We start from the raw sequence: 13725 nt of genomic DNA on the forward strand, positions 1-13725 counted from the left end.
CAGGATGCCCCAGATGACTCAACAACCTCGCTCCGAACGCCATACCCAGAACCGAGTGGTGGCGCTGTTTACCGACAAAACGCGGGCTGATTGCCTCGGTTACGACTACCTGGGCGAGTGGAGCAAGCGCGGGCACAACCGCAACATTGAAGCTGAACTGTTGCAGGCCAATCTGAAGCAGCGTGGTTACAGCGATGTGCAGATATCGGCGGCGCTGCAAAAACTGATGGCTGCGGCGGATGCCACGGGCATCACGCTGTATCAGGCCAACCTGCGCACCTATCAGTTGCTGCGTTACGGCGTGCCGGTGCAGGTGGCGGTTGGCCAGGCCCATGAGACGGTGCATCTGGTCGATTGGGAAAATCCTGACGCTAACCACTTCGCCATCGCCGAAGAAGTGACCTTGCGCGGCGGCCATGAGCGCCGCCCGGATCTGGTGATTTACCTCAATGGCATCGCCATCGGCGTGCTTGAACTGAAGCGCAGTTCGGTGGATGTGGCCGATGGCATCCATCAACTGATCAGCAACCAGGAGGCAATCTTCAACCTGGGGTTCTTCAGTACGGTGCAGATGGTGTTTGCCGGCAGCGATTCCCAGGGCTTGCGCTATGGTACTGCCACCACGCGCGCGGAGTTCTTTGTGGAGTGGAAGGCGGACGGGGTAAAAGCCGAGCCGGTTGAGTTGAATAAGCAGCGTGAGATCCCGGCGCACTATCACCTTTTGCCTGGGGCAGAACTGGGTCAATCGGGTTATTTGCTGGATAACCCGTTGGCGCAGATGTGCGAGAAGTCGCGCCTGCTGGATTTGATCCGCAATTTCATCATCTTCGATGCGGGTATCAAGAAGGTGCCGCGTGCTCATCAATATGCCGCTGTGAAGGCCGCGCAGGAGCGGGTACGGCGTAAAGAGGGCGGGGTGATTTGGCACACCCAGGGCAGCGGCAAGAGCATCCTGATGGTGTTGATCGCCAAGTGGCTGCTGGAGCATGACCCGGACGCGCGTATTCTGGTGATTACCGATCGCGATGAGCTGGACAAGCAAATTTCCGGGGTGATGCGCAATGCCGGGGTTATTGGCCCTGATTCACCTTCGCCGCGTATCACCTCTCGCGCTGATTTCGTGCAGAAGCTGTCTGCCACTACGCCGCGTTTGCTGTGCGCGTTGTTGCACAAGTTCGAGCCGGATTTGAGCGTGCCGCCGCCTGCCATGCATGGGCGTTTTTATGTCTTTGTAGACGAGTGCCACCGGACTCAGGGTGGCGATATGAACCGGCAGATGAAGCAGTGGTTGGCAGGGGCGTTGTTCATTGGCTTTACTGGCACGCCGCTTCTGCGCAAGGACAAAAAGACCACGCGCGATGTGTTCGGCACCTATATCCACACCTATAAATTCCACGAGGCGGTCGCGGACAAGGTGGTGCTGGATCTGAAGTATGAGGCGCGTGATGTGCCGCAGCGTTTGACCTCGCGCAAGGCCATCGATGCCTGGTTCGAGCAGCGAACCAAGGGGCTGAACAATTACCAGAAGTCGATCCTGCGTAAGCGCTGGGCCACGATGGAGGCATTGATGAGTGCAGGTGAGCGCAAGCAGCGCATCATCGCCAGCATCATCGAGGACTTCAGTTTGAAGCCACGGCTGAACAATGATCGGGGCACGGCCATTCTGGTGGCGGCGAGCATCTACGATGCCTGTCATTACTTTCGCTTGTTTCAAACCACCTTGTTCGGCCCTTATTGCGGTATCGTCACGTCGTATGAGCCGAACCATAACGCCATCTCCCGTGAACCGGCGCAGAGTGATGAGCGCTACAAGTTCGATACCTACACGAAGTACGTGCTCAAGCAAGGCCAGAGCACGACGGCTTACGAGGAAGAGACCAAGCGTCGCTTTATCGAGGAGCCTGCCAACCTCAAGCTGCTCATCGTTGTCAGCAAACTGCTAACCGGTTTCGACGCGCCAAGTTGCTCGTATATCTATCTGGATAACGAGCTGCATGACCACAACCTGTTCCAGGCGATTTGCCGCACCAACCGACTCGACGGTGATGACAAGGACTTTGGCTATATCGTCGATTTCAAGGAATTGTTTGGTGATGTGCAGGATGCCATCTCGGTCTATACCTCCGACGAGCTGGATATCGATACGGGCAACGGTGGCAGCAATAACGTCGAGTTGAAGAACTGGCTGGTTGAGGGCAAGAAACAACTGGATGCAGCCTGTGAAGCATTGAGTTATCTGTGTGCCCCCGTGGCTCCACCGCGTGAGGTCGAGCAGTTCATCCATTACTTCTGCGGCATGGCTGCCGATGCCAATGGCCTTGATGAGAGCGAACCGCTGCGGATCGCCTTCTACAAGGCCGTGGCCTCATTCGTGCGGGCGTTTGCCGACGTTGCGCAGCATCTGACCGAGGCTGGGTACTCGGAGGCTGAGGCGGGTAGGCTGCAGGCTGAAGTGCAGTTTTATGCCGACGTGCGTGAGGCAATCAAAAGGCATGCGGGTGAGGAGCTGGATATCAAGCCGTTCGAGGCGGATATGCGGCACCTGCTCAACACCTATATCCAGGCGGACCCCGCGGATCCTTTAAGCACCGTCGACAACTTCTCGTTGGTTGAGTTGATCGTTCAGACGGGCGTTCACGATGCCATCGCCAGGAAGCTCAATGCCAAGGGCAAGCTCTCCAAGGATGCGATTGCCGAAGGCATCATCAATAACGTGCGTAAGACCATCATCCGTGAACAATTAACTGACCCAAGGTTCTACGAGGGTATGTCGCGTTTGCTGGAGGATCTGATCAAGCAGAGCCGTGATGATGCGGCTGCTTACGAGGAGTTTCTGCGTAAGGCTGAGGCGTTGGTGCGGCAGATGGCTCAGAAGGGCTCGGGTGGTTCTCCTGCGGGCCTTAACGGTCGTCGCGAGGCGACTGTACTATTCAACAACCTCGATAGCATTGCCGTGACGACTTTTCAGTGCCCGCACGATGAGGCAGAAAAGGTGCAGTTGGCTTTAGCGATTGATACTGCCATGCGCGGCTCATCCCCGGCCGCCTGGCGCGGTGATCCCGCGCGTGAGGCGCAGGTGTTGAATGCGCTGTTCCCGCTGATGGGGCGCGACCGTGAGGCAACTTTGGCCATTTTTGAAATCATCAAGAACCAACCGGGCTATTGATGCACGAGATTATTGAGCTGGGCGATATTTCCATTTCGGTGACCCGCAAGGACATCAAGAATGTGCACCTGACGGTGCACCCGCCGCAGGGCCGGGTTACGCTAGTTGCCCCAACCAGTACGCGGCTTGAGGTGGCACGGGCTTACGCGATTTCAAAACTCGGCTGGATTCGTGATCAGCAAAGTAAATTGGACGCACAGGCTCGCGAGGAGCCGCGCCAGTTCGTGGAGAGAGAAAGCCACTACATCTGGGGGCGACGCTACCTAATGGTGGTGAACTACCAAGATGCCAAGCCAGCGGTGAAGCTCGACCACAAACGCATCACCTTAACAGTGCGCCCCGGTAGCGACACGCTTAAACGCGCAGAGGTGATGCATGCATGGCACAAGCAACAGTTGCATGCCGTGGTGCCTACGCTGATCAGCAAGTGGGAGCGCAAGCTGAAGGTCAAGGTGACGGGGTATTACCTGCAACGCATGAAGACCAAGTGGGGGAGCTGTAACCATCGCGCCGGCAATATTCGCTTGAACACTGAGCTGATCAAGAAGCCGAAAGATCTTCTTGAATACGTGATCGTTCACGAGATGGTGCATCTGCTGGAGCCTACCCATAGCGAGCGTTTCATCTCCATCCTCACCGAGCATTACCCAACCTGGCGCGAGGCGCGTGCTGAGCTAAATGAGCTGCCACTGGCTGCGGAGGTTTGGAGGGAGAGTAGATAAGGCATTGGTATAATCCTGTTGGCTTCATCGATCAGTTCGCCCTTCTCGTCAACCGAGTGGTGACGGATCTCGCCCATTCCAGTTTGACAGTGAGGAAATAGCGTCTAGGTTCAAGAACGAGCCTAACTTGCTCGTCTTACTCACTTACAAGGAACGTTAAGATGATGAAAGCCTACCTTGCCTCCGTTCTATTCGCCGTTCTCACCTCACTCTCTCTTGCTGCTTCGGCAGTAGAAACTTCGAAGACTGAACCAGCCGCCACGGCCTCTGCGCAGGTTGCCCAGGCGGTTACCGTCAATCTAAATACTGCTGATGCCGACACTCTCCAGCGCGAGTTGGCAGGTATCGGAGCAACCAAGGCGCAGGCAATCGTGGCTTATCGTGAGGCTCACGGTAACTTCGCTTCGGTTGACGAGTTGCTTGAAGTCAAAGGTATCGGTGAGGCGACTCTGGATAAGAATCGCGACAAGCTCATGGTTGATTGACGCCTGCAGCTGTCGTTACCACCAAGGCCGGTCGTTGACCGGCCTTTTCGTTTTGGGTCGGCCTCAAATGCTTCAGGTCGTTTGTGACATAGCCGTTGATGACGCACCTTGTCGCCAAATGCTGGCAAACTTGCGCTTCGATTTTCGACAGGAGTCAGTCGATGCCCGCCAGCCCGGAGCTGTCCCCCGGCCTTATCGTCATTCATGGTAATCACCTCGAAGAGCTGCGTGCGCTAGCGGTGCAGTGGATGCGGCGCTATCCGCTACGGCCGCTGGAGAACGAGGTGCTGCTGGTGCAGAGCAATGGCATCTCCCAGTGGCTCAAGCTGGCGTTGGCCGAGCGCGATGGTTGCGGTATCGCGGCGGCGCTGGATGTCGATCTACCTGCACGCTTTCTTTGGCAGGCGTACCGCAACGTGTTGGGCAAGGATGCGATTCCGCAGCAGTCGCCGCTGGACAAGGCACCGCTGACATGGCGTCTGATGCGGCTGTTGCCGGGCCTGCTGGCCGAGGAGGCGTTCGCTCCGCTGCGCCGCTTCCTTGCTGATGATCAGGACCTGCGCAAGCGCCACCAACTGGCCGAGCGCCTGGCCGATCTGCTCGATCAATACCAGGTCTATCGCGCCGACTGGCTGGCGGATTGGGCGGCAGGACATGATCGTCTGCGTACCTCGCGCAGTGGCGAAAGGGTGCTGGAGGGCGATTCCCGTTGGCAACCCGCACTGTGGCGTGCCTTGCTGGCGGACGTTGGCGAGCAGCACCTGGCTGGAAGTCGCGCTGGCGTGCATCCGCGCTTCGTCGCGCGAATGGGCGAGCTGGATGCAGTGCCCCCTGGGCTGCCTCGGCGCATCACCGTTTTCGGTATTTCCTCATTGCCGGCCCAGGTGCTGGAGGCGCTGGCGGCCATGGCGCGTTTCAGCCAGGTCATGCTCTACGTGCACAACCCTTGTCAGCACCACTGGGGCGATATCGTCGAAGACAAGGATCTGCTGCGCCACGAATACCGCCGTCAGCAGCGCAAGGGAAAACCAAGTGCCCAGATCGGCCTGTTCGAGCAGGAAGACATGCACCAGCACGGGCAGCCGCTGCTCGCGGCGTGGGGCAAGCAGGGGCGCGACTACATCAACTTGCTGGATCAGTACGACGAGCCGCAGCGTTACCGCGAGCAGTTCGACCGTATCGACCTGTTCAGCCCGGCCAACGAGAACAGCCTGCTTGGCCAACTACAGAACGATATCCTCGACCTGCGTCCGCTGGCGGAAACGCGCAGCACCTGGCTGCCGGTCGACCCCGCGCGTGATCATTCGCTGCGCTTTCATATCGCCCACAGCGCTCAGCGCGAGGTGGAGGTGTTGCACGATCAACTGCTGGCCAGTTTCAGCGAGGATGCCACGCTGCGGCCGCGCGACGTGATCGTCATGGTGCCGGACGTCAATGCCTACGCACCGCATATTCAGGCCGTATTCGGCCAGTTCGCCAGCGACGACCCGCGGTTCATTCCCTTCACCTTGGCCGACCAGGGGCTGCGCGGTAAGGAGCCAATGATCATCGCGCTGGAGCATTTGCTGCGTCTGCCGGACAGCCGCTTCAGCGTCAGTGAGATTCTCGATCTGCTGGATGTCGCCGCGTTGCGTCAACGCTTCGCCATTGCCGAGGATCAGCTGCCCACGTTGCGCCGCTGGCTGGAGGGTGCCGGTGTGCGCTGGGGGCTGGACGCGACTCAGCGGCAGTCGCTGGGCCTCGGCGAGAATCTGGAGCAGAACACCTGGCGCTTCGGCTTGCGGCGCATGCTGCTGGGCTATGCAGTGGGCACGGCCGACGCCTTTGCCGGTATCGAACCTTACGACGAGATCGGCGGGCTCGATGCTGCATTGATCGGCCCGGTAACGCGCCTGCTGGAAACCCTCGACCGCCACCTGCAACAAATGCGTGAGCCGGCCACACCGGTGCAGTGGGGCTTACGCTTGCGCAGCGTGCTCGACGATTTCTTCCTGTCACAAAACGACCGCGAAGACGTGCTCACGACTCAGTTGCTCGATGCGCTGGATGCCTGGCTGGAGCTGTGCGAGGCTGCGACGCTGGGCGAAGCGCTGACTCTGCCAGTGGTGCGCGAAGCCTGGCTCGGCGGGCTCGATCAGGGGCGGCTGAGTCAGCGCTTTCTCGCCGGTGCGGTTAATTTTTGCACGCTGATGCCGATGCGCGCGATTCCGTTCCGTCAGGTCTGCCTGCTGGGCATGAACGATGGCGACTATCCGCGCAGTCAGGCGCCGCTGGATTTCGATCTGATGGCCGGTGATTACCGCCCCGGTGACCGCTCACGCCGCGAGGATGATCGCTATCTGCTGCTCGAAGCACTGCTGGCAGCACGTGATCGTCTCTATATCAGCTGGGTAGGGCGCAGCATTCGCGACAACAGCGAGCGCCCGCCGTCCGTGTTGGTCGGCCAGTTGCGCGACCACCTTGGCAGTGCCTGGACGCTGGCCGATGGCGGCGACGTTCTGCATGGCCTGACCACCGAGCATCCCTTGCAGCCTTTCAGTCGCCGGTACTTCAATGGCGAGGCGCAACTGTTCAGTTATGCCCACGAGTGGGCCGCCCTGCATGGCCAGGCCTTGGCGGGTGAGAGCGCTGCGCCCTTATCGGCCTGGGAGGTGGGGCAACAGATCACGCCCGAACTGTTGCAGTCGTTTCTGCGTGACCCGGTGAAGTGTTTTTTCACCCGCCGCCTCAAGGTGTTTCTCGATGAACAAGAGCAGGCGCAGCTCGACAGTGAACCGTTCGCCCTCGACGGCCTGCAGCGTTACCAGTTGCAGGAAACCTTGCTCAAGGCGGCGGTAGCAGGCGACGGGGACCACGACGATGCACTGAGGGCGGCAGCTGATCGCCTGCAGCGCAGTGGTGTCCTGCCGCTGGCTGGTTTTGGCGAACAGTATCGCAACGCCTTGCTGGAGCCGCTGCCGGCGCAGTTGCGGCGTTATCAGGGGCTTTGCCTGTGCTGGCCGACTCCGGTCGAGTCGCCACAGCGTCTGCTCTTCAGTGCAGCCGGTGTTGAACTCGATGGCTGGCTCGCCGGGTTGAGGCAGAAGGCCGATGGCAGCCTGGCGCGCCTGGAGCTGCTACCGGGTGCACTGCACAAAGACAAGAGCTGGAAATGGCATCGTCTGCTGCGGCCCTATGCGTTGCACGTCATCGCCGCGGCCTGTGGTGTGCCGCTGACCACCTTGCTGGTCGGCGAGGATCGCAGCTTGGCGTTCGAGCCACTACCTGCGGAGCACGCAGCCCGTGTACTGACCACTTGGCTGCAAGCTTGGAGCGCCGGCATGCAGGCACCCCTGCCGGTCGCCCTGAAAACCTCGCTGGCTTGGTTGCAGGACAACAACGAGGACAAGGCCCGTGGTGTCTACGAGGGCAGCTACAACCTCACAGGTGAAGTTCAGGGCAGCGCCAGTCTGGCCAGGCAGTTCCCGAATTACGCCGCGCTTACCACCGATGGTGAGTTTCCGGCATGGAGCGAGCGGCTCTACCAGTCGCTACTCGACAGTCATCCCCAGGCGCTCGAGGAGGACGCAGCATGAGCCAGCAGCGCCCATTGGCCCTGACGTTTCCCCTGCACGGCAGCCGCTTGATCGAGGCCAGTGCTGGTACGGGCAAGACCTTCACCATTTCCGCGCTCTACCTGCGGCTGATTCTCGGCCATGGCCGCGACGCCGCGTTCCGCGAGGCGTTGCTACCGCCGCAGATTCTGGTGGTGACCTTCACCGATGCGGCCACGCGCGAACTGCGCGATCGAATTCGCGCGCGCCTGGTCGAGGCGGCGACTGTGTTTCGTGGCGACGCGCAAGGTGATGATTTGCTGCGTGAGTTGCGCGCGGATTTCGCCCAGACGCAGTGGGACGAGTGCGCCCGCCGCCTGGAGTTGGCAGCGCAGTGGATGGACGAGGCCGCCGTGTCCACCATTCACGGCTGGTGCCAGCGCATGCTGCGTGAGCATGCCTTCGACAGCGGCAGCCTGTTCAGCCAGACCCTGGAGACCGACCACAGCGAACTGTTGGCCGAGGTGGTGCGCGACTATTGGAGGCAGAACTGCTATCCGTTGCAGGGGCCTGCGTTGCAATGGGTCGCGAGCGTTTGGGGAACTCCCGACGGTCTTGGCGCCAGATTGCGTCCCTTGCTTGGGGAGGAGAGTGAGGGGGCGACGCAGTCGCTGAGCGAGTTGCTCGATCACGCGCTGCAGCAGCGCGATCAGGCGCTGGTCGAGCTCAAGTCGCCTTGGCTAGCCTGGGCCGATGAGCTGCAGTTGTTGCTGGACGCTGCAGTATCGGCCAAGCAGGTGGACGGCAAGAAAATCCAGGCGCGCTTCTACAACCCCTGGCTGGCCAAGTTGCGCGAGTGGGCTGGCGGCGAAGAGCCGCGTCTCGATCTGGGCACAGGCTTCACTCGCCTGACCCCCGACGGCCTGGCCGAAGCCTGGAAGGGCGAGGCGCCTGATCATCCCGCGCTGCATGCCATGGCTGTACTCAAGGCGCAACTCGATGCGCTGCCTGATCCCGCTGACGCGGCTTTGCGCCACGCGGCGGGTTGGGTTCGCCAGCGCTTCGACTGGGAGAAACGCCAGCGCGCGGAGATGGGCTTCGACGACATGCTCGTGCGTTTGGACGCTGCCCTGCAGGGCAGCAACGGCCCGCGCCTGGCCGAGGTGATCCGCCGCCAGTTCCCGGTGGCGATGATCGATGAATTCCAGGACACCGACCCGCTGCAGTACCGCATCTTCGATACGCTCTACGAGGTCGAAGCCAATCGCGACGACTGCGGCCTGTTCATGATCGGTGACCCCAAGCAGGCCATCTATTCCTTCCGTGGTGCCGACATTCACACCTACCTGCGCGCGCGTCGTGCAACCGTCGGCCGCCACTACAACCTGGAAAAGAACTTCCGCTCCAGCCAGTCCATGGTCGATGCCGTTAATGGCGTTTTCCTAAGGGCTGAGCAGCGCGAGGGCGGTGAGGGTGCGTTTCTGCTGCGCGATGATCTGCCTTTTATCGAGGTGGGCGCGCAAGGTCGACGCGAAGTCTGGAGTGTCGACGGCCAGGCGCTACCAGCCCTGACGGTGTGGCAATTGGAGAGCGACGAGCCGGTTGCCAAAGGCGCCTATCTGGATGCCATGGCGGCGGGTGCCGCCAGTGAGATCGTTCGTCTGCTGGATCTGGGCCAGCGCAGGCAGGCCGGCTTTAGCAAGGAGGGTGCGCTCAGTGCTCTGCGGCCCAGCGACATCGCGGTGCTGGTGCGCGACTTCAATGAGGCACAGGCCATTCGCGGCGAGCTGTCGGCGCGCGGAGTGCGTAGCGTCTACCTCTCCGACAAGGACTCGGTGTTCGCCGGCCAGGAAGCACGCGATCTGCTGTTGTGGCTGCGTGCCTGCGCCGAGCCTGATCAGGATCGCCCGCTACGCGCAGCGCTGGCCAGCGCGACGCTGGGGCTGGAGTTGGTCGAGCTGGAGCAGCTTAACCTCGACGAGCGCACCTGGGAGCGCCGCGTCATGCAGTTCCGCGACTACCGTCAGCGTTGGCAGCGCCAGGGTGTGCTGCCGATGCTGCGTCAGTTGCTACAGGACTTCGAGCTGCCGCAACGGCTGATGGGGCGTGACGATGGCGAGCGAGTACTGACCAATCTGTTGCATCTGGCTGAATTGCTGCAGCAGGCCGCCGCTGAACTTGATGGCGAGCTGGCGCTGATTCGGCACTTGAGCGAACTGCTGGCGGGTGAGGGGCAGGCTGCCGACGAGCAGGTGTTGCGCCTGGAGAGTGACGAAGCGCTGGTGCGCGTGGTGACCATCCACAAATCCAAGGGCCTGGAGTATCCCCTGGTGTTCCTGCCGTTCATCTGCGCTTTCCGCCCGGTGGATGACAAGAAACCGTTGCAGATCCATGACGGCGAACGCCGCCGACTGGTGCTCAAGGCCGATGAGGACAGTCTGGAGCGCGCCGAGGGTGAGCGTCTGGGTGAAGACTTGCGCCTGCTCTATGTGGCGCTGACCCGTGCCCGCCATGCCTGCTGGCTGGGCGTGGCGGATCTGAAGATCGGTAACGGCAAGAAGTCGCGTCTGCATGAGTCGGCTATCGGCTACCTGCTTGGTGGTGGCGAGCCTCTGGTGGCAAGTGCCGCACTCGTTGATTGGCTCGCGCCATTTGCCTGTGGGCATGAGAGCACCGTCGCGCCAGTGCCGCCCGCCAGCGAGCAGCGCTATCGCGTGATCGACGATGAGCGATTCGAGCCGTATTGGCGTACGCCAGCACGACGCGCCGCCGAGCATTGGTGGATCGCCTCCTACAGTGCGCTGCGCCTGGACGAGGATGCGCCTAGCCAGGTCAGTCGCCATGAAGACGCCGCGCCCGACAGCCCGGCGATGCAGAATGCCATCGACGACGAGAACCCGTTGCTGGCCCTGGCGCCGCTGCCGGCATCCGCCCAGGGGCTGCATCGCTTTCCGCGCGGGCCGAACCCCGGCACCTTCCTCCACGGCCTGCTGGAAATGGCGGCGCAGGAAGGCTTCGCCGCGCTGGCGCAGGAACCTTCTAGATTGCGCGAGGCTCTAGCCAGGCGCTGCCAGCGTCGCGGCCTGGAAAACTGGATCGATCCGCTGCTGGACTGGTTGCTGGCGCTTCTGACTCAACCGCTCCCGCTGACCGGCACGGATGCCGTGGTGCTGGCGCAACTGACGCAATATCAGCCCGAGCTGGAGTTCTGGTTCCAAGCGCGTGGGGTCGATGTCAGGCTGCTGGATCAGTGGGTGCAGCAGTGCGAGTTGCCGGGTATCGCCAGGCAGCCGCTGCGGGCTGACACCCTCAACGGCATGTTCAAAGGTTTCATCGATCTGGTATTCGAACATCAGGGGCGTTACTACGTGGCGGATTACAAGTCCAACTGGCTCGGTAGCGACGACAGCGCCTATACCCACGAGGCGATGGAAACGGCCATCGCCAGCCACCGTTATGATCTGCAATACGTGCTCTATGTGCTGGCGCTGCACCGGCAACTGCGTCTGCGCCTTCCGGATTATGACTATGACCAGCATGTGGGGGGCGCGCTCTTCCTGTTCCTGCGCGCGCCGCAGCAGGGCGCTTATCTGGCACGGCCGCCGCGTGAGCTGATCGAGCGACTGGACGCGCTGTTCAGGGGCGAAGCCGGGGAGGGCGCAGCATGAGTACGACCCTTGCGCCGGCGCTGCGTGATCGCGCCGAACTCTTTGCCTTGCTTTCTATATGGAGCGAGCGCGGCTGGCTGCGTGAACTGGATCGCGCGCTGGCGCAGCTGTTCGCCGAGCTGGATCCGGACGCTTCGCCCCTGTTGCTGCTCGGCGCCGCACTTGCCAGTCACCAATTGGGCCAGGGGCATGTCTGTCTGGATATAGCGGCGACCTTGGTCAACCCGGACTTCACCCTGTCCCTGCCGCCGGAGGGGGATGACGCGGAAGAGTCGATGATTCTGCCGTCCCATGTGCTGGCCGGGCTAAGCCTGGAGTCCTGGCTGGCGGCCTGTGCCGGCAGTGCGCTGCTTGAGGCCGAAGGTGCGCCGCTGGTGCTCAGCGGCGCCTGCTTATATATGCGGCGTTACTGGAGCTATGAACGACAGGTAGCCGGCAACATCGCTCGGCGTCTGCAGGCGAGTGCCGCAGCGCCGTCCGAACTGGCCATGCGCCTGGCCTCACTCTTTCCTGATGCGCTGGTGGTTGACGGCAAGCGCCAGAGCGACTGGCAGAAGCTGGCTTGTGCGATGGCCGCGCAGGGGCGCTTCACGCTGATCACCGGGGGGCCTGGAACCGGCAAAACGACCACGGTGGTGCGCCTGCTGGCATTGTTGCAGGAAGCTGCCATGGCCACTGGTGAACCGCTGCGCCTGAGCCTGGCGGCGCCTACCGGCAAGGCTGCCGCGCGCCTGACCGAATCCATCGGTGCGCAAGTGCAATCCCTGGCGCTGGACGAGCGCGTGCGTGAGCAGATTCCGACGTTGGTGACGACACTGCATCGCTTGCTGGGCAGCCGTCCTGGCAGCCGCCATTTTCGTCACGATGCCGCCAACCCCTTGCCGCTGGACGTATTGGTGGTCGACGAAGCATCGATGATCGACCTGGAGATGATGTCCAGCCTGCTGGACGCACTACCGGCACATGCGCGTCTGATCCTATTGGGCGACAAGGATCAGCTCGCGTCGGTAGAGGCCGGTGCGGTACTGGGTGATCTCTGTCGAGAGGCGGAAAGCGGCGGCTACAGCGAGGCGACGCGCCTGTGGCTGGAAACCCAGACGGGCGAGCGGCTGGACGATCCGGCGCTGGTATCCGGTAACAAGGCACTTGCACAGCACATCGTCATGCTGCGTCACTCGCGTCGTTTCGGTAGCGGCTCGGGCATCGGTCGTCTGGCGCGAGCAGTGAACCTGGGCGATGCACAGTCGGCGCGAGCGACCCTGGTAGCCGGTTCGGACGATCTGCACGTATTGCGTTTGTCTGGCGAGCAGGATCGTGCGCTGGAGCGACTCTTGACAGACGGGCAGGGCAGCGGTGAACCTCGTCCTCAGGGGTATGCGCATTATTTGCAGACGATGCAGATGGAGCGTCCCGCTCCCGAGGCTGATTCACAAGCCTGGGATCGTTGGGCCGGCAAGGTGCTGGCGGCATTCGATCAGTTCCAGCTGCTTTGTGCGGTTCGCAAAGGTACATGGGGTGTGGAGGCGCTCAACGAGCGTATCGCTGACGCATTGGTACTGCGTGGTCTGCTGGAGCAGGCACATGGCTGGTATGAAGGTCGGCCGGTGCTGGTGACGCGCAACGACTACAGCCTCGGGCTGATGAATGGCGACATTGGTATCGCGCTGCGTTTGCCGGAACCGCCAGAGTTTCCCGGCGCGCCTGTACGCCAGGTGCTGAGGGTAGTCTTTCCACGAAATGACGGCAGTGGCACGTTGCGGCATATCCTGCCCAGTCGCCTGAGCGCTGTGGAAACAGTGTTCGCCATGACCGTGCATAAATCGCAGGGCTCCGAGTTCAGCCATTGCGCGTTAATCCTGCCCGATAGCCTCAACCCGGTACTGACCAAGGAGCTGATCTACACCGGTATCACGCGGGCCCGCCACTGGTTCAGCCTCATTGAAAGCCGTGCGGGTATCTTCGAGCAGGCCGTACAGCGTCGAGTGGAGCGGCGGAGTGGCCTGCGTGAGGCGCTTGAAGCGCTTTGAGCAATAAAACTGAAATATAAGCTTGACGCACGTTCTGCTGACGGTAGAATGCGCGCCACTTCAGCGATGAAGCGCTTCAAAAACTTCTTGTTAATCAATGAGTTAAGTTAAATGAAGGGCTTGC

General features: G+C 61.5%; 6 protein-coding genes. All 6 read left to right on the forward strand.

The window, feature by feature from the left end; translation table 11 throughout:
• Positions 1–13: 13 nt before the first annotated feature.
• The 6 genes from CXP40_RS21285 to recD all read left to right on the forward strand — a co-directional run bounded on the left by CXP40_RS21285 (position 14) and on the right by recD (position 13601).
• Positions 14–3166: a type I restriction endonuclease subunit R gene (locus CXP40_RS21285; protein WP_106735347.1), complete on the forward strand. Its 3153-nt coding sequence runs from the start codon at positions 14–16 to the stop codon at positions 3164–3166.
• A complete protein-coding gene (locus tag CXP40_RS21290; protein ID WP_106735348.1) occupies positions 3166–3888 on the forward strand; it encodes a M48 family metallopeptidase in 723 nt (240 codons plus the stop codon). The genes CXP40_RS21285 and CXP40_RS21290 overlap by 1 nt, the downstream gene beginning before the upstream one ends.
• 161 nt (positions 3889–4049) lie before the next feature.
• Positions 4050–4373: a helix-hairpin-helix domain-containing protein gene (locus CXP40_RS21295; protein WP_106735349.1), complete on the forward strand. Its 324-nt coding sequence runs from the start codon at positions 4050–4052 to the stop codon at positions 4371–4373.
• A 161-nt stretch (positions 4374–4534) separates the two neighbouring features.
• Positions 4535–7948: an exodeoxyribonuclease V subunit gamma gene (recC, locus tag CXP40_RS21300; protein ID WP_106735350.1), complete on the forward strand. Its 3414-nt coding sequence runs from the start codon at positions 4535–4537 to the stop codon at positions 7946–7948.
• On the forward strand, positions 7945–11574 hold the full coding sequence (gene recB, locus CXP40_RS21305) for an exodeoxyribonuclease V subunit beta (protein WP_106735351.1): 3630 nt from the start codon (positions 7945–7947) through the stop codon (positions 11572–11574). Before recC ends, recB begins: the two co-directional genes overlap by 4 nt.
• Positions 11571–13601 carry an exodeoxyribonuclease V subunit alpha gene (gene recD / locus CXP40_RS21310; RefSeq protein WP_106735352.1) on the forward strand — a complete coding sequence of 677 codons (2031 nt, stop codon included), beginning with the start codon at positions 11571–11573 and terminating at the stop codon, positions 13599–13601. Before recB ends, recD begins: the two co-directional genes overlap by 4 nt.
• Positions 13602–13725: the final 124 nt, after the last annotated feature.

The organism is Pseudomonas sp. YY-1 (genome assembly GCF_002843095.1).
In the GTDB taxonomy this organism is placed as follows: Bacteria; Pseudomonadota; Gammaproteobacteria; order Pseudomonadales; family Pseudomonadaceae; genus Aquipseudomonas; species Aquipseudomonas sediminis_A.

Excerpts from the sequence above, each read along its gene's own strand:
- CXP40_RS21285 (WP_106735347.1), top strand. The coding sequence starts at position 14 with ATGACTCAACAACCTCGCTCCGAACGCCATACCCAGAACCGAGTGGTG.
- CXP40_RS21290 (WP_106735348.1), top strand. The coding sequence starts at position 3,166 with ATGCACGAGATTATTGAGCTGGGCGATATTTCCATTTCGGTGACCCGC.
- CXP40_RS21295 (WP_106735349.1), top strand. The coding sequence starts at position 4,050 with ATGATGAAAGCCTACCTTGCCTCCGTTCTATTCGCCGTTCTCACCTCA.
- recC (WP_106735350.1), top strand. The coding sequence starts at position 4,535 with ATGCCCGCCAGCCCGGAGCTGTCCCCCGGCCTTATCGTCATTCATGGT.
- recB (WP_106735351.1), top strand. The coding sequence starts at position 7,945 with ATGAGCCAGCAGCGCCCATTGGCCCTGACGTTTCCCCTGCACGGCAGC.
- recD (WP_106735352.1), top strand. The coding sequence starts at position 11,571 with ATGAGTACGACCCTTGCGCCGGCGCTGCGTGATCGCGCCGAACTCTTT.